Annotated in this window: 22 protein-coding genes; 3 read left to right on the plus strand and 19 right to left on the minus strand. The window is 40.6% G+C overall.

Annotation, left to right across the window (positions count from 1 at the left end):
- Positions 1 to 278 precede the first annotated feature (278 nt).
- The 3 genes from IGI44_RS18835 to IGI44_RS18845 form a co-directional block, all read right to left on the minus strand.
- Entirely contained in the window at positions 279 to 3,401 is a 3,123-nt protein-coding gene (locus IGI44_RS18835) for a BspA family leucine-rich repeat surface protein (protein ID WP_438789471.1), read from the minus strand.
- 244 nt (positions 3,402 to 3,645) lie between these two features.
- Positions 3,646 to 5,076 carry an ATP-binding protein gene (locus IGI44_RS18840; RefSeq protein WP_438789472.1) on the minus strand — a complete coding sequence of 477 codons (1,431 nt, stop codon included), beginning with the start codon at positions 5,074 to 5,076 and terminating at the stop codon, positions 3,646 to 3,648.
- Positions 5,077 to 5,481: 405 nt separating this feature from the next.
- Positions 5,482 to 6,930, minus strand: a complete 1,449-nt coding sequence (locus tag IGI44_RS18845; RefSeq protein ID WP_438789473.1) for a glycoside hydrolase family 1 protein — start codon at positions 6,928 to 6,930, stop codon at positions 5,482 to 5,484.
- A 175-nt stretch (positions 6,931 to 7,105) separates the two neighbouring features.
- On the opposite strand from IGI44_RS18845, the gene IGI44_RS18850 reads away from it, so the two are divergent.
- Positions 7,106 to 7,903 (plus strand): MurR/RpiR family transcriptional regulator, encoded by a 798-nt coding sequence (locus tag IGI44_RS18850; protein ID WP_438789474.1) that lies wholly within the window; start codon positions 7,106 to 7,108, stop codon positions 7,901 to 7,903.
- Between the two features lie 49 nt (positions 7,904 to 7,952).
- Here the strand turns inward: IGI44_RS18850 and IGI44_RS18855 are convergent, their stop codons facing one another.
- The 5 genes from IGI44_RS18855 to IGI44_RS18875 form a co-directional block, all read right to left on the minus strand.
- A complete protein-coding gene (locus tag IGI44_RS18855) occupies positions 7,953 to 8,729 on the minus strand; it encodes an ABC transporter permease (protein WP_438789475.1) in 777 nt (258 codons plus the stop codon).
- The gene (locus IGI44_RS18860) at positions 8,726 to 9,670 is read right to left on the minus strand and encodes an ATP-binding cassette domain-containing protein (protein ID WP_438789476.1); all 945 of its coding nucleotides are present in this window, start codon (positions 9,668 to 9,670) and stop codon (positions 8,726 to 8,728) included. The genes IGI44_RS18855 and IGI44_RS18860 overlap by 4 nt, the downstream gene beginning before the upstream one ends.
- Positions 9,670 to 10,272, minus strand: coding sequence for a PadR family transcriptional regulator (locus tag IGI44_RS18865; RefSeq protein WP_438790299.1), 603 nt, complete (start codon positions 10,270 to 10,272; stop codon positions 9,670 to 9,672). Before IGI44_RS18865 ends, IGI44_RS18860 begins: the two co-directional genes overlap by 1 nt.
- Before the next feature lie 349 nt (positions 10,273 to 10,621).
- Entirely contained in the window at positions 10,622 to 10,933 is a 312-nt protein-coding gene (locus IGI44_RS18870; RefSeq protein WP_438789477.1) for a hypothetical protein, read from the minus strand.
- A gap of 139 nt (positions 10,934 to 11,072) precedes the next feature.
- The gene (locus IGI44_RS18875; RefSeq protein ID WP_438789478.1) at positions 11,073 to 11,312 is read right to left on the minus strand and encodes a hypothetical protein; all 240 of its coding nucleotides are present in this window, start codon (positions 11,310 to 11,312) and stop codon (positions 11,073 to 11,075) included.
- Between the two features lie 546 nt (positions 11,313 to 11,858).
- Between IGI44_RS18875 and IGI44_RS18880 the strand changes: the two genes are divergently transcribed.
- On the plus strand, positions 11,859 to 12,149 hold the full coding sequence (locus tag IGI44_RS18880; RefSeq protein ID WP_438789479.1) for a type II toxin-antitoxin system RelB/DinJ family antitoxin: 291 nt from the start codon (positions 11,859 to 11,861) through the stop codon (positions 12,147 to 12,149).
- A complete protein-coding gene (locus IGI44_RS18885; RefSeq protein WP_438789480.1) occupies positions 12,149 to 12,478 on the plus strand; it encodes a hypothetical protein in 330 nt (109 codons plus the stop codon). Before IGI44_RS18880 ends, IGI44_RS18885 begins: the two co-directional genes overlap by 1 nt.
- A gap of 206 nt (positions 12,479 to 12,684) precedes the next feature.
- Here IGI44_RS18885 and IGI44_RS18890 read toward each other — a convergent pair whose 3' ends face one another.
- From IGI44_RS18890 to IGI44_RS18940, 11 genes are all read right to left on the minus strand, one after another.
- Complete coding sequence (locus IGI44_RS18890; RefSeq protein WP_438789481.1) at positions 12,685 to 12,834, minus strand: 50S ribosomal protein L35; 150 nt, start codon at positions 12,832 to 12,834, stop codon at positions 12,685 to 12,687.
- Positions 12,835 to 13,009: 175 nt separating this feature from the next.
- Positions 13,010 to 13,840 carry an AraC family transcriptional regulator gene (locus IGI44_RS18895; RefSeq protein ID WP_438789482.1) on the minus strand — a complete coding sequence of 277 codons (831 nt, stop codon included), beginning with the start codon at positions 13,838 to 13,840 and terminating at the stop codon, positions 13,010 to 13,012.
- A gap of 418 nt (positions 13,841 to 14,258) precedes the next feature.
- Positions 14,259 to 14,549 carry a hypothetical protein gene (locus IGI44_RS18900; RefSeq protein ID WP_438789483.1) on the minus strand — a complete coding sequence of 97 codons (291 nt, stop codon included), beginning with the start codon at positions 14,547 to 14,549 and terminating at the stop codon, positions 14,259 to 14,261.
- 50 nt (positions 14,550 to 14,599) lie between these two features.
- On the minus strand, positions 14,600 to 15,085 hold the full coding sequence (locus IGI44_RS18905) for a flavodoxin domain-containing protein (RefSeq protein ID WP_438789484.1): 486 nt from the start codon (positions 15,083 to 15,085) through the stop codon (positions 14,600 to 14,602).
- Positions 15,086 to 15,089: 4 nt separating this feature from the next.
- Entirely contained in the window at positions 15,090 to 15,728 is a 639-nt protein-coding gene (locus IGI44_RS18910; RefSeq protein WP_438789485.1) for a TetR/AcrR family transcriptional regulator, read from the minus strand.
- Positions 15,729 to 16,876: 1,148 nt separating this feature from the next.
- Positions 16,877 to 17,635, minus strand: a complete 759-nt coding sequence (locus IGI44_RS18915) for a lysostaphin resistance A-like protein (RefSeq protein ID WP_438789486.1) — start codon at positions 17,633 to 17,635, stop codon at positions 16,877 to 16,879.
- Positions 17,628 to 18,221, minus strand: coding sequence for a TetR/AcrR family transcriptional regulator (locus tag IGI44_RS18920; protein ID WP_438789487.1), 594 nt, complete (start codon positions 18,219 to 18,221; stop codon positions 17,628 to 17,630). The genes IGI44_RS18915 and IGI44_RS18920 overlap by 8 nt, the downstream gene beginning before the upstream one ends.
- Positions 18,222 to 18,566: 345 nt before the next feature.
- Positions 18,567 to 18,944 (minus strand): hypothetical protein, encoded by a 378-nt coding sequence (locus IGI44_RS18925; RefSeq protein WP_438789488.1) that lies wholly within the window; start codon positions 18,942 to 18,944, stop codon positions 18,567 to 18,569.
- The gene (locus IGI44_RS18930; RefSeq protein WP_438789489.1) at positions 18,925 to 19,584 is read right to left on the minus strand and encodes a hypothetical protein; all 660 of its coding nucleotides are present in this window, start codon (positions 19,582 to 19,584) and stop codon (positions 18,925 to 18,927) included. Before IGI44_RS18930 ends, IGI44_RS18925 begins: the two co-directional genes overlap by 20 nt.
- Positions 19,585 to 19,717: 133 nt before the next feature.
- Positions 19,718 to 20,425, minus strand: coding sequence for a helix-turn-helix domain-containing protein (locus IGI44_RS18935; protein ID WP_438789490.1), 708 nt, complete (start codon positions 20,423 to 20,425; stop codon positions 19,718 to 19,720).
- A 22-nt stretch (positions 20,426 to 20,447) separates the two neighbouring features.
- Entirely contained in the window at positions 20,448 to 21,134 is a 687-nt protein-coding gene (locus IGI44_RS18940) for a cell division ATP-binding protein FtsE (RefSeq protein ID WP_438789491.1), read from the minus strand.
- Position 21,135: the final 1 nt, after the last annotated feature.

Here is a 21,135-nt window from a genome sequence, read left to right on the forward strand (position 1 = left end):
AGAAAAGAATAGATTACTAGCTTTCTACCTCTAAACTTGCGCCCATTAACTTAATGAATTTCCAAAAAAAAGAACATAATAATAAAAAGGTTCCTTAATTGTTATGGTTATTGGATGGCATAATTTTCTTGACTGGCTTGCACAAAATATACAGGTTTCACTGACTCTTCGTAGCGGACATCCGACATCCTAGGTTTCATTTCTATCTGCTGTCGTATTGTCTAAAAAACACTGAAGACCATTTTGCTTCATGATCTTCAGTGCCTTTCAATAACTCTTTACTTGTTCTTTTTCATCCTCCAGAGCGCGATCGTTGCCCCAATAATTGCTAATCCGACAATCGTCAAACCTGAGCTTACAATTAGCCCTGCTTGAGGATAACTCTTCCCCTTTGAACTCGCCGTTGGAGACGTTTTTCCTACTCCCGTACTTGATGACGGACTTTGTATCTTGGTCGCCATAGGAACATTCCGTTTCAACTGCGTGATTGCCTCTTGTAGACCACTTAATGCTGCAACCACCTGCTCCGACGTTGCCTCCGGATCTGCCAAAACCTGCTCTGCAACCGCCAGTGCTTCCGCGTATTTTTTCCAGCTTTCGTCTGTATAATCTTGTTTGTTCCGTTTGGTCTCTTTTTCTTTGTTAACTAAGTCTTCCAGCGCTGTTTTGGCTGGCTGCCATTGCGCATACAGGAGGACGGAGCCATTCGCCTCAGCTGTCAAATTCCGTACGTTTTGAGCATCTGTGTATGTCGTGCCTTTGCCATCCGCTTGTGTATTCCAATGGGTAAACAAATGGTCAGCTCGCGTAAAACGATTGGCTGATAACTTGGCGGTTTCGTCATAGTTTATAGTCAGAGCGGACATTTCGCCCGTTCCGCCATTGGGTTCGAAGCGTATAGTGTATTGGTTTTGCTGCCACTGTGCCAGCAGATTCGCATCACCTGTCGTTCCTTTAGGAATTTCCAGCACAATTTTTCCATTCTGCGGCAGGACAGATTGCTCTGCCTTTTCAGAGACCAACCAGCCTAAGAAAGTATAACCAGCTCTTGTTACTATGGGCAGCTTGATCGTTTCAGATTCAATCGTATAGGTGATTGGAGAAAGAGTTGGATCATCAAATGTAATCCTGTACTCAAGGGCCTCCCACTTCGCTGTCAATAAACGATTTTCCGTTTCACCAATTGGAATAGCCTCGATTTTTTTCCCGTTTTCATACCAGCCAAGGAAAGCATAGCCCTTTTTACTTGGCGAAGGGAAGGAAGTGATGCCAGTTTCAATCGTATACTTCTGAGCATCTACCGCTGAACCACCCTCACTATCAAAGCTGACAGTATAACTAATCGGCTGCCATTGCGCATACAGATTGATCGTCGCACCATTTACATCGGAGAGGTTTTTCACTGACTGACCATCGTTATATGTTTTCTCACCTGTCCCATCCGCTTTTGAATTCCACGCCTTAAACGTATAGCCTTCCTTCGAAAAGAGCGTTGCGCTCAATGTGCTTTCTTGATCATACTCAAAGACCTGATTAGGCATCGTTCCCTGTCCCGTATTTGCGTGATAGCGAACCTGATAGGAATCCTTTGTCCAATCTGCGGTTAGGATCACTGGCTCGGTAATTTTTGTTTGAAAATCGAATGGTTCTGCTTCTGACCGCCATCCGTTAAATTGATGATGAGCCTTTGTTCCACTATAGCCTGGGTCAACCACTGTCTTATTTTCAAAAACCCATTGCTCTTGAATCGGATCGCCACTCCCCCCAGCCAAATCAAAGCTGACAAGATGACTATTCTGAATCGTATAGGTGTGAACAGCGGTTTCGTCTAATTGATTATGCGCATCCATCAGCGCCTTTGTCGAATCGTAGATTTCCATCTCATCATCCCGTACCCAATAGGTAAGAGTTTTCCCTTCATTACTAGGGGCAGAGAGCGCCAACAATTCAAAGTCGGAGTGAATGGTAAATTTCCCGCTGATTCTTAATTGATTGAGCGTGTTACAGCCTCCAAACATTCGATAGCCAGAAGTTACGCTTGACGTGTTGAAATTTACCAAATCCAAAGCAGAAAGTGCCAAGCAATTATGAAACATATACGAGACATCCGTGACCTTTGCAGAATTAAAGTGTCCGATTTTTAAATATGTTAATACGGGACAACCAGCAAACATGTAAGACATGTTCGTCACGTTACTCGTATCAAAGCTCAAAAGATCCAAGGAGACTAACTTTGAACAATTACTAAACATATGCGCCATCGTTGTGACATTCGATGTATCAAAGTTTTCCATTTTAATAGTCAGCAACTCTTTGCAGTTACCAAACATGTAATCCATATTCGTAACACTGCTCGTAACGAAACTCGATAAATCCAATGTTTTCAGACTATGACAGCGATCAAACATGTTCTGCATCGTTTCGCCATTCTGCGTTTCAAAATTAGTTAAATCTAAAGATGAGACGCTGCCGCAATAACGAAACATGTAAGAGAAATCAGTCACATTCTCGGTATCAAAGCTTGAAACGTCGAGAGCTACGAGTTTACTGCAATTTTCAAACATCCGCCCCATGTCAGTCACATTTTTTGTACTAAAATTCGTCAACGTTAGTCCTGTCAAGCTGTTACAGGAACTAAACATTTTATGCATCGTTTTCACATTTTGTGTATCTATTCCTCCGATGGTCAATGTATTCAACGATTGACACTGAGCAAACATATAGCTCATATCCGTAATCGCAGAAGTATCCGCATTCCCAAAGCTGACCGACTCAATCGGTGCTGTCCCCTCCACTCTAGATCCACCGTAAACTGTAGCAAACAGTCCATGAAACGTCCCTGTGATTTTCACTGGAGGAGAGCCCAGTGCTGAAGCCTCAATTGAAAAGTTTTTTGTTTTTTCCTCTAACACATCGCCAAGTACCGCCTCTAGATCAATTTCAACAGGCAATCCATTCATTGTCGCTGGAATCTCAATGTGTTCTGGATCACCCGAATAGCTTGTTATTACCGCCCTGCCATCCTTATTCGTCCACATCCATTCATCTGGATTCACAAGGTTACCCAATGGCTTATTAGCGTCTTGAATGAGGCTTTTTTGTTGCGATTCATTCGTTTCAGACGTAGCCGGTTTTGGTGAACTTACAGATTCATTTACGACCGAAGAAGACGTACTCTCAGAATACGGGTGAAACTCAGGTTCATCCGAAACTGTAGGCAGAGCCTTGCCCTCTGTAGACGTAGCAACAGAAGTATCAATAGCCGTAGCATCAACACCAGAAACCGTTATCGGAATCATTAGATAATTTCCTAAGAACAGGATTAACACAATGACGGTCCAAACCCAAAATTCCCTCTTCCTTCTAGTACCAAACCAACTCTGATAATTCCTTTTTTTCATACCTATTCCCCCATTAATGACCCACTCACCCAACGTCCATCCTATAGTTCTAATTCTAAAGAGAAAATCCATAGAATAGAACAGGAAAACCGCTTAATACCAAGGTTTTGCGTCCCATTAAATTGATGAAGCATTAAAAAAAAGAACAGAAAAAACGTTCAAGGAATAAACGGAATCATTCCTTGAACGTATAGACAATTATTCAATTGTACATCGGCTACAAATAGACGTGATCCTCTCCTGCTTAATGAAGCGCGTTTAGCTTCTCATCGAACAAATCATCGATGGTCACTAATACTAGGTTTTCGTGGATTTTTTCTAGCTCACGTGCTTGCTCTGGATAAGGAGTTTTCGAGAAGAAATAGAAATAATACGCATCATATCCCGGTAAATAGGCAGCGTGACTCATTAATTTTTGAATTTCCTTAACCGTCTTCAATTGATTTCGCCATTTGCATTCACCAATCAAAATTTTCTTCTCTTTCTTGTTTTCCATCACAAGATCAAATTCACGTTCCTCCGCATCTCCCTTTTGCTTTTTTCCTCGCCACGAACCTGTACGTTTTGGAAAGAATGGCAATTCTTCCAACTCATCTAAGAAATATAAATAGTTCATGGAGATTTCTTCAAACGCAGGGGCACCAATGAATTCATTCATTGTTTCTTTAATTTCTCTTTGATATAACCGTTTCCCTCGTCCACGCTCGATTTCTTCTTGATTCGTGAAAACATAACGAAACCAAAAACGATAGACATTATCCGCTAATGTATAGTGAGAATTTTTACTCTTTAACGGATCAACATCGAAAGGTAGTTTCCGCTGGATAATCCGCATGTTCACTAATGTTTTAAGGTATTTACTCAACGTACTTTTTTCAATATACGTTGCCTGCCGAATTTGTTCAAGCGTGTTCGCGCCACTTGCAATGGATTGTAGAATCGAATTATATAGTTTCGGCTCTGGCAATTCTTGATGCAACACCATAATGGGTTCTGAAAACAGACCGCCATAAATATCAAAATAAAGTTCTTCCATGTTTTCATCAAAGGATAAGTTCTGATCTACTTGGGAAAGATAGTACGGAATCCCCCCTATGCAAGAATAAAATTTTATTTTGTCTTCATTGGAGTAACCTTCAAGGAATTTTGCTGCATCGATATAATCCAGTTCTCCGACATAAATAGGCGTAGTTTTTCGGCCAAAAAGCGGACTGTTTTCGGCTAATACTTCATCTTCCATAAAGCTCACCTGCGAACCACAAAGAATGAGAAAAATAGTACTATCACGATCGAGTTTATGATCAATAAAATGTTGAAGAATCGAATTCAAAGACTTATTCGCTTTTGCTGCATAAGGATATTCATCGATAATTAAAACAATTTTGTCCCCTTTTGTTTTTTCATACAAGTAATTAAAGGCATCTTCCCAATTGTCAATGTTAGGTGCGTAACGTTCACCGACTATTTCCTGAATCGCTTGTAAAAACCCATTAATGTTTAAACGATCATTCACCTCTTTCGCTGAGAAGAATATCGTTCGTTTTCCGTTTGCAAATTCTGAAATAAGACGCGTTTTCCCAACACGTCTTCGGCCATAAACGACAGCCATTTCAAAGCTAGGTTTCTTATATAATTTCTCGAGAATAGCTAATTCTTTTTTTCTACCGACAAACATTTCTGTATTCCTCCAGTTTTAGTTTACATGAACGTACCCAACTGCATTTATCTGTCTCGGTTCTTTAAAAGAAGTATAGCATATTTTCAAAGATAATTCTGATTAGAATAATTATGAACAGAATTATTCTAATCAGAATTATCTATTGTTTTTTTGAAGGTGTAGTCAACAATTTCCCTCTCCCACTAACCCTGGAAAGGATCTTTTCGTTGCGGTTGAGGAAAACCTTTAGCAATAGAGAGATAGGAATGAATAGTCAAATAAAGATAGAAGGAGCTGTGACACGTCTTTTGTCACTGCTCCTTCTATCTTACTTTTCTATTTTACACTGTCGTTTTGGCAATAGGATTTCTAAGAAGGCTTGCTCACGCGATGCCTCTAAAAAACGCCATTCTCCGAGGGCACCTAATCCAACTCCGCCCCATTTGTCGCAATCACTTTTTTATACCATTCAAAGGAATCTTTTTTAGAGCGCTTCAAGGTTCCTTGTCCTTCATCGTCTAAATCCACATAGATGAAGCCATAGCGTTTAGACATTTGGCTCGTGCTTGCGCTGACTAAGTCTATGCAGCCCCATGGCGTATAGCCCATTAAGTCAACACCTTCATCGATAGCCAGTTCCATTTCCTTGATGTGATCCCGCAAATAATCAATGCGGTAAGGATCATGGATGGCGCCGTCTGCCTCTACGACATCTTTTGCGCCCAAGCCGTTTTCAACGATAAATAATGGAATTTGGTACCGGTCATACAGCTTATGCAGCGTGATTCGCAAACCAACCGGATCAATCTGCCAGCCCCAGTCACTGGCTTTTAGATACGGATTTTTCTTCGAGCCCAGCAAATTGCCGCCGACCTCTTCGCCTTCTTTTTCATGGGTCGCAATGCTGCTCATATAATAACTGAAGGACATGTAATCGACCGTGCCAGCACGCAGAATTTCATCATCACCAGACTCTTTTTTGATCGTGATCTTGTTGTCTCGGAAAAATTTGTTCATGTAGCTTGGGTAATATCCACGAATTTGGACATCCGAAAAGAACAGATTGATATGATCCCCATAGACTCCCTCCAGCACATCTAGCGGGTTGCAGGTCTCAGGATAGGCCTCCATTCGAGCCAGCATACAGCCAATCTTCGCATCCGGAATGATTTCATGGCATGCTTTCACCGCCAATGCACTAGCGATGAATTGATGGTGCGCCGCCTGAAACTGCGCCTGCAGCATATTCTCTGTCTTATCAGCTAAAATCCCGCCGCTCAAATACCCAGTCATCCCGATGATATTGATTTCATTGAAGGTCAGCCAGTATTTGACCTTATCCTTATAACGGTTGAAAAGAACCCGTGCATACTTTTCAAAAGCCGCGATCGTCTTCCGCGACTCCCAGCCATTTTGTTTAAAGGCCAAGCCCAACGGAAATTCATAGTGGGAGATCGTCACTAAAGGTTCAATATCATATTTCAACAGCTCATCAAAAACGGCGTCATAAAAAGCCAAGCCTGCTTCATTCGGTTCACTTTCATCGCCATTCGGGAAGATTCGCGGCCAAGAGATCGATAGTCTGAAGGTCTTAAAGCCCATTTCCGCAAACAGTGCGATGTCTTCTTTGTAGCGATGATAAAAGTCGATCCCGTAGCGTTTCGGGTAAACGCCCTCTTTATCTGCCATCGCCGCTTCTACATCAGCCGTCGTCATTGGTTTTGTGATGCTATGCATATCGATGCCGTCTTCCTTCACGTAACGAGCCGTATCCGCTGTAGACCAGCCTTTACCATCTTCCAAAAAAGCGCCTTCAAATTGATTGGCCGCCGTTGCTCCACCCCATAAAAAATCCTTAGGAAATCCACTCATGCTCTTCATCCTTCCTTTTCCATTCAAGTCTATTGTATAATTGACATGCTTGATTTCCTTCATCTTATCATAAGAACGGGCAAGCAGCTTTTCATGTTTTAGATGCCATTTTCATCTTGACTATCCCATTTTCACATTTATGAAAATGAATGCTTTGATTGGAGTGAACTACCCTTTGTCTAATCTCTTAGATTTTTTAACCTACTTAAATGTCAATGGAAAAGAAACCAGCTATTCCAAGATCATTATTTACCTGCTGACTCATTCAGAAGCGGTCCAATCCATGACCATTTCTGAAATTGCCGATACATGCTACGTCTCGCCAGCGACCCTGACACGCTTTAGCCGTCATTTTGGTTTTTCTTCCTTTAATGATCTGCGAAAGACCTTAGGAAATTTGGTGGGAATGCCACCTTATAATGGACTGCGTATGAACGAACAGGAATACCGTCTGCTTCAAACAGACCCAAAGGAATATTTGGAAAATTACAGTGACGAGATCATTACGTCCATTAAGGACGTTCTGAAATCGATTGACATTCCTGAAATCGATCAGCTGCTGCAAAAAATCCACGATGCTTCTGAGGTGGTTTTGCTGGGCTACAGCGCAACCTTAGAAATCGCCAAGGAAGTCCAGGTCTCCTTTCTTTCCAGCGGAAAAATTCTCTATCTCGGAGAAACCGAACCCTTACAAAAGGAGCTCATCAAAGGCTTGAACGATCAAGCGTTAATCATTCTGATTTCCTCCTATGGAACACTCTTAACGAAGGACCCAGAGCTGACTCGCTTGATCAACAACAGTCCCGCACAGTCGATTTTTATTACGCAAAATACGAAAAATACGCTGACCAATTTGTTTACTCAGACGATCCAGGTCACTAGCCAAAACTATGTCCAAATCGGGACCTATCCCTTAACGTTCTTCTTTGACTACGTGATTCGCCGCTACGTCAGTCTCTTCGGGAAAAAATAAATAGGCACTTCGGGTCAAGAGGACTCGAAGTGCCTTTCAGTCGTAACAGCTATCTTGCTAGTTTTTTCTGATAGATTTGCATCGCCAAAACAAATGCCACAATCAATAATGCCACACACCATATCACAGCCAAGAATAAGCTATTTCCCGGAGGATCATTGAGTAACAGTGCCCGAACCGCATCAATCACTTGCGTTAGCGGTTGGTTTTCAGCAAATAAACGAAGGACTTTAGGAAGCGAAGCCGTTGGAATAAATCCAGCGCTAAGATAAGCAAACAGCAGAACAAACATCGTAAATGCGCCTGCTCCTTCAGGGCTTTTTACTAAAAGTCCGAAGGCAACGGAAATCCAGTTTATTGTTAAACTAAACAGGAATAGTACCGCCATAGCGGCAGCCCATCCTCCAAATCCTGCGACTGGTCGAAATCCCACTGCCAAAGCAATCACGAATACCAATATAACGGTCAACATGGTACGCAGAACAGCCTCTATCACTCGCCCGGTCAATACAGATGATTTGGCAATCGGCATCGAGCGAAAACGGTCAATTATCCCCTTCGCAATATCAAGACTTACACTAACCGCCGTTGCGGTACTGCATTGCCCGATACATAATACAATGACACCTGGGACAATATAATTTACATAGCTCATGGAACTATCGCCCATATCCATAGCGCCGCCAAGAACAAAAACAAAAATCATCAGTGTTAACACAGGAGAAATAGCATTTTCTATCAGCGTGTCGGGACTGCCAAATGATTTCAGCAGGTTCCGTTTTGTCATCGTTTTTGTGTCAGTTACAGCCCTTGTTAATGTCGTCATTGTTTCACTGCCTCCTTTTTATCGCCAATCAAAATATAGAAAACATCTTCCAATGTCGGTAGTTTCTGTGTGAAACTAGATGTTTCTACGCCGCATTCCTTTATCCGGGTAAAGATTTCGGTAAGTTGCTCCATGCTCCCATCCGTTACCACTGTTAATGAAAGCATGTCCTCATTTGAGGTTGTTTTAAAGTCTGAAAGCAGCTCCGATACAGTGAAAATATCCTCCCTATTTTGAAAAGCAAACTCGATGACTCCTTGAGGAAGTTTCTGTTTTAGTTCTCCTGGTGTCCCTTCAGCAACAATCACACCATCGTCCAATATCGCTATTCGGTCCGCCAAGTGCTCCGCCTCTTCAAGATATTGCGTCGATAATAAAATAGTCGCTCCCGAACCGGCTAACTCCTTGATAATCCTCCACATTGCAGCTCTGCTTTGCGGATCAAGCCCGGTAGTAGGTTCATCCAAAAATATTATAGCCGGATCGCCCATCATGCTCATCGCAATATCCAACCTGCGTCGCATACCGCCGGAGTAGGTGGACACCGGTTGCTCGGCGGCATTTTCCAGCCCAAAGCGTTTCAGCAATTCGTCCGCTTGAGTAGTGGCATCGGGAAGATGGCGCAGCGCCCCAATTAAACGCAGGTTCGCACGTCCAGTCAGCACGTCATCCACAGCCGCAAATTGACCGGTCAGACTAATTTGCTCACGTACCTGCTCCGGCTGACGGGTAACATCATAGCCGCAGATCTTCGCCACACCACTATCCAAGTGAATCAAGGTGGAAAGGATCTTTATAGTCGTTGTCTTCCCCGCTCCGTTGGAACCAAGCAAAGCATAAATACTGCCTTTGGGCACAGATAGATCAACACCCTTTAAGACCTTCTTATTGCCCCAAGCTTTTTCCACCGCCTGCAATGAAATAGCCAGCTCATGAGCCATTACAAATTACCCCCTTCCATGGCAACAACCTTTTTCTTGAAATCTTGAAACCAACCAATTTCAAACCGTATCTTGTCGATGGATAAATCAAGTGTGGCATACTGGAAAACAGTGATGTCCCTAACCGTCTCTTCTGTTATTTCATGAGCCGCACCTTTTTCGTGCATTGCAGCAAGCTCCTCGCCTTTCGGAGCATGACGGGGAGAAACGATCGCGTTCACTCCTTCCAACACAGCAAGTTCCTTTTCCAACTCGCCAATGTAGGCATCAATCAATTCGACCCGTTTCTCTTTATCCGCGAATCCCATAAAGAAGAATTTGCATAATTCCATATTCTTTTCTTTATACAGCATAGGTGCAGATATGCCGGAATAAAAATAGTCCTTCCCCTCAGTCGTAATTTCATACACCTTTTTGTTAACGCCATTTTCTACAGACTCACTAAAAATAATCATATTTTTAGCGGACAACTTTTTAATTGCCGCCTGAATACTGCCCATGCTATTACTGCTAATGAGAGAAAATCTGTTCTCAATCAGTTTGCGCATTTCGTAAATCGTACACTTCTGCATCATTAAAAGCCCTAGTATAATAATATCCATCACAATCACTACTCCTTAGCAAACGTTTTCTATATTACTTATAGTAACACTACTATTAGGTATAGTCAACGGTGTTTTAATTACGGCAATCGCAAGGGATAAAATGAAATGAACTCTGCTTCCTGTTGAAAATAGAGAAAAACGCCGCCTATGAACCACTAGGCAACGTTTTGTTCGACGAAACTTATCTTTCGTCCTCTTTTATATTGATCATAACGAATGTGCTTGCAAGGAGAACGATCACGCCTGATGGAAAACGTTAAATGAATAACCAGCATTCAAGCTATGCCAGTCCGCAAAAAAAGCAATGGATTCCTGTTGGCCTTTGCCACTCCATTGCTCGTACTTTTTATGCTGAAATTTTGAGTTGGTTGATCGTTGATGACGGGTTTTCATATGGCTTAGCCTCAATCAAGGCCACTTCATCACTCGGACTTTGATAAATCTGATAGACCGTCAATGTTTCTCCGCGATTTTCTGGCAGCTCTACCTCGCAAAGAATCCAATAATACATTCCTACCACCTGTTGCGTCCCTAATAAAGCGATAGGTGTTGCTTTTTGTTTCCCCAATAAGGTTTCTCTCGCGCGTGCTACCAATTCTTTGTGTGTATCAGTGATTGTTTCAGCTTTTGGAACCGTGACATTTACAGTCATTTTCATATTAAATTTGCTCTCCCTTAACGTTTGATTATAGTTAGATTAAAATGCCTATAATAAGATTATAATATTAATAAATAAACATCAATTGGAACACTTGTTATAAAAAAAGTCTTTCCAAGTAAATTTTTCACCTGATTCTCTAGAGACAAACACGACATTCTGCTGTTTCGTTACACACATAGACATTTTCGTACCGCACTAATAATTTATTCTGAAGTTCGATCACCGTAGCCCGATCGTTTTGATGACAACGAAGAACATTGATTACCACTGTATTCGCATAAAGCTGCTCCACCACTCCAATAACACTGTTTTTAATCCCAAGCGCGTGACATTCATAAGTAAGACCAACCTCAACTGTTTCTGAAACTCTCATCATCATCGTCCCCCTCAAATTACGCCTTCATAGTAACACAATCAAATTTTTAAGAAAACACTTGATATTTTTTATCATATTTACAATGATAAGCTGATAATAATTATTATAAATTCCAAAAGCTCGAAGATAAATTACAGAAATATTTTCTATTCATTTATATGACTTTCCAACCAATATGATTGTACCGCCTAATCAAGCGACACATTCACTCATAATAGCTATTAATTAGATAACAGTTTCTCATCATAATGAGCTGACTATTTTTGAATGGAAAAAGATTCCTTTTTTACATTTAGCTCTAGTAAACCAATTATTTGGAGTGCCATAAAAAAAATGGTTAAAAAACTGAAACTAAACGAGCATTCCCGCCTATAGGACCTTTTCAACCTGTCTACATATAAACTATCGTGAGACACGATGGTGATATTCACTCGTCCATTTCAATCAATTCTCCAAAGCCGATGTAACGGTGTTTTACTTCAATTGACTTATTCCATTGAATATAAATGCTTGAAGGAGTACATTAAGAGTATGAGGTGATACAAAATGGAACTGAAAGATAAAAAAACTAAAAAAAAGAAGATACAAGTAAATATTGACAAAGAGTTATCACAAGATGTCGATTTGGTTCTAGATTCTTTAGGTTTGAATCCGACAGTCCTTATCACAGCATTATATAAGAGAGTCGCCGCGCAGGGGGAAATTCCTTTCTCATTGGCATTAACTGACCGTGAAAAAGCCATAAACAGACTTTCAAAAGCAGCAGACAACGTTCCCACAAAACAACTGGATAACATAGACGAACGAACAAAATGGTTGGACGAAGATGATGAATAGTGAAAATGACGTATTCATCCTTTATGTTCCTTATAACGATGGTTCAGGAAAAAGGTAAAGTCAGGTCTGTATTGTTGTTACAAATGACAAAATCTGGTATGAAGGTTTTTCGAATAACGTCTAAATATTCAACAAAATCAGCGAAAATTCAAAAACGGTATTACGAAATTCAAGATTGGAAGGAAGCTGGATTAGATCGACCATCTTGGATAGACATTGGTGAAGCTGCTTGTTTCAATTTAGAGAATCTACACCCAAAAAGAATTGGCGCATTATCTGAAAAAGATATAAATTCTTTAGCAGCGTTCATCGAAAATTACGACTATTAAAACCAGTGCTCAGACAACTATTCTGAGCACTGGTTTATTGTCGTATAATACTTTTCTTGGCTACAACTAAATTCAGCTAAGAAAGGTCGAGAAACTTGCTCAATTTTGAGAATCCAGCAGATTCCGCTTCATCGCTTGATTAGTAAAAAATCTGCGGAAAATCTTCTTTCGATTTTCCGCAGACAACTGATTTGACAGACGCATGATTACTTCAATAGACCCTTTTTTACGGCGGCCATATCTGCTTGCTCAACATAGGCGGAACGAGCACTGCCTTTTTTATTTCGCTTTACTTTGCCGCTTTTTGTTTGCTTTACTCGTTTCTTTAGTCCGCTATGGGATTTCATCTTCGGCATGACTCGTCTCCTTTTTTCCTAATTAACCAGTCAGTCTAACGCCCAATATAAGGTGGAAACACCTTTTCCATCCTCTCACTCCTCACTAAAAAAATTCTTCTCTACAACAACATTATCTGATTAAGATAACCTTATTGTAGAAAAGAATTTTCTGTTCGACTTCTGAATTCTTGCGCTATTTAATTGGAATGCACATCTCCAGCTGCACATACTCCCGTTCCCAATCAATTCCTTGATAGATCGTCAATCCATAGTTTTCCCGCATCCGATAGCCACTTTTCGGCAACCACATTCGGAAAAGCCCCTGCATGACTCGAAAAATGCCCTCGATCGTCCCCTCATAAGGAAACACCGCGTATTTTCCGCCGGCTATCACCATCGTCTGTTCATCCGGTAACGCTTCAGTGAGGGTCAAACAAAGATCACAAATACTGTTCTCTTCCGTCGCAGCGGCCGGATCATTGTAAAATTTTTCGATCAGAACCGTGGTCTCATCATAATAGGCACTCTCTTCTATCAGTGAAGCCCAACGATCCTTCAATTCCTGATAATTCCCCAGCGTTCGTTCATACATCACGTGCTGTTCCTTCAACTCTCTGATCCTCACCTTTGATTGATACGCATCAAAGCCGTCCAGCACTTCCTGTTTAGCAGGAACAAACGGATTCGAAACCGTAGCCGTCTCTAGCGACTTCCGATAAGCCTGAGGTGAAAGCCGATAATACCCCTTAAACACAGAACTGAAATTGGACGCACTATACCCATAATCCAACCCAATATCCGTAATCCGCTTATCCATCTGCAGCTTCAGATCAATCGCACTCTGCTCGACACGCATACGTTTGATAAACGAATAGACACTTTCCCCAGTCTCTTCCTTAAATAATCGGCAAAAATAATACTTCGAAAAAGAAATCTGCCTCGCCACATCCTCAATCGAAAGCGGCTCCTCAAGATGCGCCAAAATATAGTCGATACTTTTGTTCATGAGCGCTTTCCGATTCATTCACGTGCCTCCTTTTTACCGATTCACAAAAACTTTTCTAGTATTAAATTAATCATCAATAAAACCTTGGTTTGATGCAACTAACTTTTTAAGCGAGTAGGCAAAACACCAAGGTTTCATTCAACTGATTTCTGTTTCTTTTATGGAATTTATGGATTATGGAAACCCCTTCCTCCTGATAGTTGCTAGACGTTATCGATCCAACGCCTCTTCCAACTGTTTATATTGCTCATCAATTAAATATGGTTTATAGATCCTCTTGATTGATGCCATCCAGTAATCTATTGCTAAGCCAATGTTAAGTTTAAAACTGCAATTCAGAGCAAATCAAATGCGAAATTTAACCAGAACGACAAAAACAAGTCCCAGAAAAATACTTAGCTTGGCAGGCAGATGCTTCCTTCCATATAAAATTGCTTCAATAATGCACATGAGCAATATACAGCCCGCAAAAGAACCAGCAACAATCTGCTGCGAGCTTATTGCCTGTATGAATCAAAAAGCTGGCAAACAGCGCCACAACACCTAACAAGAGTGATGCGATAACCTTGTTCATCCATGCCTTCTCACTCGCAAACTTCGGGAAATCCCCGTGGAACATCTTGGCTGCGACAAATCCTTTGCCACACGCCCGACTTATTAGGAAGAATGTATTGGCAAGCACTTCAATCAACCCGACTATGAGAAAAACCCACATTGTAATTTTCATACGTTTAACCACCCTCCAAGTACTTCTCCTATACCCATCTTTGACTTTTATCACCCATTGATTGTATCAGCAATCATCTTTATATCCTCTGTGCGAATTTCAGGCTCCGCGAACTTCTCATTAAAATCGTCTATCTTCTTTAGCGATTCAAACAGCTTTCTAAATGCAACGTTCATCTTCGCATAGTCCATCACACCGCCAACCGTTGTGGTGCAAACCGAATGGGCCATGAGGTCAGCGGGGAACAGCCGCTTTAGGTATTCCGTATCTTCTTTTGGAGTGTAGCAGCAGGCAAAGAGCGCAATGCGCTTGGACATCAGCAGACGCTTATTCCGTTTGCAGAAAGACGTTACACTCCCGTTCATTTTACCCATGTAAACAGGGCCACCGATGATAATCGCATCATAGGAGGTAGGATTAATGCGGCTGCTTTTTATGGATTCGACAGTGACATCCCCGTGGAGATAGGTTTTCAGAAGTTCGGCGCATTTTTTAGTGCTACCGTATTTGGTAGCGTAGAGTATCAATGTTCTCATCGCCTTATTCCTTCCTATACGTTCTGTCAAATTGAATAACGTGTTCTTTTAAGAGAGCAATGGCTTTATCGTCCTTTACTGAACCAGCATCGTACTTGGATAACATCAAAAATACTGGTGAATAGAACTGCAAAGCCATTATATCCGGGTCGCCTTCCCTGATATACCCCTGCCGCATCATTTCCGTAAAAAGGGCTTTTTGATAGGTGAGCGCAGAATCAATATACAGATCAAGGTATATTCTATTGATCTTCTCGTTGCTGTATCGCTCAATGGAAAGCATCTTCCTGAACTGCGATGCGTGGGGGTCGCTTGAATAGAAGTTAAACGCGGAAATACTTAGTTCCACTAAAAACGCATGGCCCCTCTCGCCGTACTCCTTTGCCATTTCTTCAACTGGTTTATCCGGCAGTCCGAGCGAAGAAACTATATTGCCAAACTGTGATCTCATTTTTTCGATCAAGCTATCGAAAATCTCCTGCTTGCTTTTGTAGTGCTTGTATAGTGAACTCTGCATGATGCCTACGCCAGCGGCAATATCGCGCATAGTGACACCTTCATAGCCGTTATCTGCGAACAACTCCAGAGCGGTGAACAAAATTATTTCTTTTGTGTTCCGTCTTACCAAAATTAAACACCTCACTTGCTTTTATTGAGCTTAGATCAGGAGAACAATGCAATGATCCTGTTGGATTCGACAAGTATCGTTTTCACTATGATAATTGCCATCAAAATGTAGGAACCATAGTGAAACACGACATTTGTTTTTGCTATCTTTGAAATTAGACCGGCTAATGCGACGATAAATCCTAAAACGCCTAACCCACACAATACTATGAAGATAGTTCCTGATGTGGGAAACCCGTCGGACGAACCAATCATATCCCTTGTTCCTGATATGATAGACATAAGCAATCCAATCACAAAAAACGCAGCAAACGTCCTTCCCCAATACCGATAGTTCTTACGATTCCTGACCACAAATACAATCAGAGCAAAACTACCCAATATCAATATCGTAGAAAAAATGCATATGGCGGTACCAAAGTACAAATCAATCATTTTTTCTCCACCTTCTTCATGTAATAAATAGCGACGTTAGCTACTATTTGTTCTCTTTTAAAGTTTAGCTACTAATTGTTCTCCTGTCAAGTGCTTTCTTTCACAAGCTGTAAAACACAGTTTCTTTATACATTGGAATCATCTGTTCTAGAATACGAATGTTCATCATAAATTACTCATCAATAAAACCTTGGTATGATGCAACTAACTTTTTAAGCGAGTAGGCAAAACACCAAGGTTTCATTCAACTGATTTCTGTTTCTTTTATGGAATTTATTGATTATCGAAACCGTTTTTTCCTGATAGTCGATAGACGTTATCGATCCAAAGCCTCTTCCAACTGTTTATATTGCTCCTCAGTTAAATACGGTTTATAGGTCTGCTTAATTTTGAGAGTTATATTGGCTGAAAGGGCCCTACCACCAATTTTGCGGTGAATTTCACTATGATCTTTTGAGTGTGTTTCTCCTTGCGACCTCTTTGATCTGTTGAACGTATTTCCCGTATAATTCTTCTATTTCTATTGAATTAAAGGACCCACTCGCATTAAACGCCTTCATGATACTCACTGCCTCTTTTACAAAACCAGTACTTAAGTAGGTTTCTTTTGTAGAAGGTTTTTAAATACTTTCCAATTTCGTTCTATTCCTATTCAAAAATTCTTGTCAATTTACCGAATCACACATCGTTTTCTCAAGCCGCCAAGATTGTCTATTAGGATTTATATCTTTAACTAAATACGCTGTTAATTATCATAATTAATGGAATGGCATTAAGCAGTCCATGAGAAATAATACCTACCCAAGTATTTTTACACCGATACACCGCATAAGTAATCAAAAATGCAATAGGAAGTAAAATGACTAGCTGCCATTTCCAAAAGAAGTGCCACAGTCCCCAAAATATACTGTGTACTACCCAAGCATTAGAGCCATATTTTTCTAATTGACGAGGAAGAATTATACCTCGCCATAGGAATTCCTCCCCAAATATATTGAAAAACCAACCAATAAAGTAAACTGCAATAACCCAATACTGCCCAGATAATTTGTAATTCATCATGTATCCAGGCACACTTATTTTATTAGGATTGATTTCGGCGGGAAAAAAATCTGGAGGACTAAAAATGGGAATCTGCGCCATTTTATTCATTAGTGGTGTAGCTGCCGCTACTGCTATAAGATAAAACAAGATAATCCCAATAATCCAAAACCAATCGGTTTTTTTTAATGGATTAAGCCTCATTCGCGTCTTAAACGCCCGTAGATTCCAAACATTCCCTTCTCTTCTGTATTCTATTAGTGCCGTAAGAAACAAAAGTACAAAGGGGGCATAGAACAAGGTAAGATATGCGACTAAAAAGGGAACTCCTCGCTCCAATAATCTTGGGGTAAGTACATATAACCCTAAATATATCAATAGCGAACTAACAAAAAAATACCAAAACGATTTGAAGAATGTCATTGGTTTGACTTTAATATCATTCATTCCCTACTCCCCCTTGCTCGGTAACATAATTCGCTATAGCATTTATGAGGATATCTAAAGATGCATTGATCCCCTCTTGACTGTATGAATGACTATTTGCTGCATGGCTTAAACAATCGGTGAGTATCGCAACGGTTTCCATGCATTGTTCATTTAAATTTAAGAACTGGAGTGCCCTCTGAAAATTATTATGCATCTTTTCTTTTTCAGCAACCATATATTCTGGAGGAAGTTTTCGAAGTAAAACTTCAACATCAAATTGATTTATTGATGTAAACAGACTATCCGGCGAAGCAAATATTTTTTTTAAAAGCTGAATAACTCTCTCTTTGTCAGTCTGAGCAGAGGACATCATTTCTTCTATTTGCGTGAAAGTTTCTCGCTCATATCGTTTAATCACTTCATAAAGACATGCCTCTCTTGAAGGATAATACGTGTAAAATGATCCCTTTCCAATACCCACAGATTGAACAATATCATTAACAATAATCGCTTTGATACCTTTATCCTTTATCAGCTGTTTTGTTTTTTCATATATAGATTCCTTTATATTTTCACGTTCTTGTTCCGTAACTATCTTTGGCATAACATGCTCCTTTATATTTTTTTAGACTGGAAATAGTTTTTATAGTCATTAAAAACCATAAAAAACTTCTTATCAAGAAAGCATCAACTACCCAGATGACTGTCTACCGCATTATCGTTACCCATGGAAATTCGTGTGTATATATACTTGGTGCCTGATGCATCCCACCTACTTCCTCCGAAATCTCCCAAATACATCTCTGCACAGCCCAATATTAATCGTAAAGAGATATTTTTTTCAGATAAACCCTCCGTCAGCGAAATCGAAGTTCGCCGCTCAAGAAAAATTGGGACTGAGCAGAAGCCTACATTCACAATGATATGGACAAGTAGATTTTTGCAATGATCATGTATTTAAGTTAGCCGTAGTTACACACAATTTACCTGACTTCATTGTTGATTTTTTTTGATCCAATGCTTCTTCAAGGTGCTTATATTGCTCCTCAGTTAAATACGGTTTATAGGTCTGCTTAATCTGTTCAATTTGCTCTTGTATAAAAAAGCTACCCTCTTGATTGATGGCATCCAATAACTCATTAAACTCTTCATCTGAAATTGAAAATTCTCGATATTGAGCATCTCCCATAATCTTTGTATACTCTTCTACCGAGATCGTGTCCGTTGATTTTGGTAATTTAATTTTTTTCTTAGACTCTTTTGCTTGTTTGTTTAAGCTTATTTTAGCTGAAAGGGTCCTATCATCATTAGTTGCGGTGAATTTCATTATTGTCTTTTGAGTGTGTTTCTTCGTAATTACTAAAAATGTCAGCGATCTTTTCCAACTCTTTGACGGCTTTCTTTTCTTTCTCACTACTATTTTCTTCAGCATATTTAATAAAGCTTTTTAGCTCTTTCTTGCTAAAAGTCCATTTGATCGTGTTTCCTTTCTTCTCAAAGGAAGAGGAATCTAACGTATTGATATACTCCCTGAAAATCTTGTTCCAATCAAGATTTATATAGGCTAAACTTTTATCTGACTTACTATTAGTACTCCTCTTTATATCTTCTTCGGTTATTAGAATGTATTTGTCTTCTAGAAGTTCCATTGCTGTTGGATCAAAGTACACATCGCTATTGTATTCCTTTATAGCATTCACCGTTTCTGTCGCAAAATCGGTACCTAAATAAGTTTCTTTTTTCTTAGAATCTATAAAAGCATCAACTGGAATCTTCTTATCCAAAAGATCAATGTTCATCTTCATCACAATAAGTTCTTTATCACTATCTTTCAGATAATCCCCTACAATTTTCGTCCCGCTGATCATCTTTGCCCACATAGTCATTGTGGCTTCAGTTTGGGCATCTTCATCCATATCAGTCAGCATCAGCTTATCAATGGTAATTGAATACTCCCCAGCATTCATTTCACTTTGCTTGGCTAATTCATCTGCGAATTCTTTTGCGTCTGTTTCTTACATCCGGCAAAAACTACCAACAACAAGGTTGTAACCAAAATTATCTTTAACTTTTTCATTTTGATTCACCCCATTCTTCATTTTAATTATCCTTAAATTTCTTATTACAACCATTAACAGGGCTTATCTTCTCTAAATTCTTCCCTAGCATCTTATCCAACCGATACCCCTGCCCCCAAAGTGTTGCCAGCTTATCTCCACCAATCCCTGCGATCTCCAACTTTTCCTTGATCTGTTTAACGAGATTGGATAGCTGCGCCTTGTTTGAATTACTATAAGCACCCCATAAGGTCAGACAGACGGTCTCACGACTCAAACAGTCTCCGGCATTATTCTGTAAAAGCTCAAACAATAGCCGCTCCTTTGTGGTCCATTGAATCTGGTTTAATTGCATAGACAACATGTTCACCGAATTCTTTGTTTGATCATGACAGGCGTAGCCCAGTCGATTAACTAAGACCTCTCGTAGTTTTTCAAATGAGGCATCCGTCGGTAATAGATTAGACTCGCTATCTGATAAAGGAATGGGTGTTTCACTTTTTCGCAAGACCACCAGTTGAATGTCTTGACGCGCCAGATCGGCGAGGATCGTTTGATACTCTGTCTGTGAGAGGGTCTCGCTAATAATTAAGCAGTCAAAGAATTTCAAAAATGCCGGCCCCTCTGAAAGGAGTAGATCATTTATCGTTGTGCTTTGGTGACAAAGTACTTCATAATTCAATAAATGCAGCTGTTCCTGCAAATCCTTTTCTGCAAGAGCGTTTTTCGTAATAATCATTATTCGTTCCATCGTCTGCCTCCAGTAAAACAATCTATTGTGTCGTATACGAATCCTTGTCCGTAATAATTTCTCCATTTTCTAACGTGATCACGCGATGCGGAAACCGTCGAATCAATGCTTGATTGTGGGTGGTGACAAGAACTGTCACCCCGCGGCGATTGATTCGTTCCAATAAACGCAACACCTGCATCGCGTTTTTCGCATCCAAGTTCCCTGTGGGTTCATCGGCCAGCACCAGCTTGGGTTGATTGATGACTGCCCGTGCGATCGCCACCCGCTGGGCTTCGCCTCCTGAGAGGTTGGTCGCGTAGCGCCGATGAGATAGCCCCACCAGCTTCAAGACCTGCGTGATCCGCCGCTCCATGACTTCCTGCGGTGTTCCTGTCGCATCTAAAACATACTCCAGATTCTCCGCAACGGTCATCGTCGGCAGTAACCGAAAATCTTGAAACACAACCCCGATTTGGCGGCGAAAATACGGTAGGTCTTTCCGTCGCAAGTGACTTAAAGGCGTCCGACCGACGATCACCTCCCCTTGATCAGGGGAAAGTTCTTTATACAAAAGCTTTAACAGGGTCGACTTCCCTGCGCCAGAGCTGCCGGTGATATAGACGAATTCGCCTTTTTCGATCCGCAAGCGCAACTGACGCAGGATCGGCATGCGTTTCTTTTGTTTTGAGACAACCATGTATTTACTGACATTGTTTAAAACAATCATT

It is taken from the genome of Enterococcus sp. DIV0756, from assembly GCF_051710745.1.
Taxonomy (GTDB): domain Bacteria; phylum Bacillota; class Bacilli; order Lactobacillales; family Enterococcaceae; genus Enterococcus_A.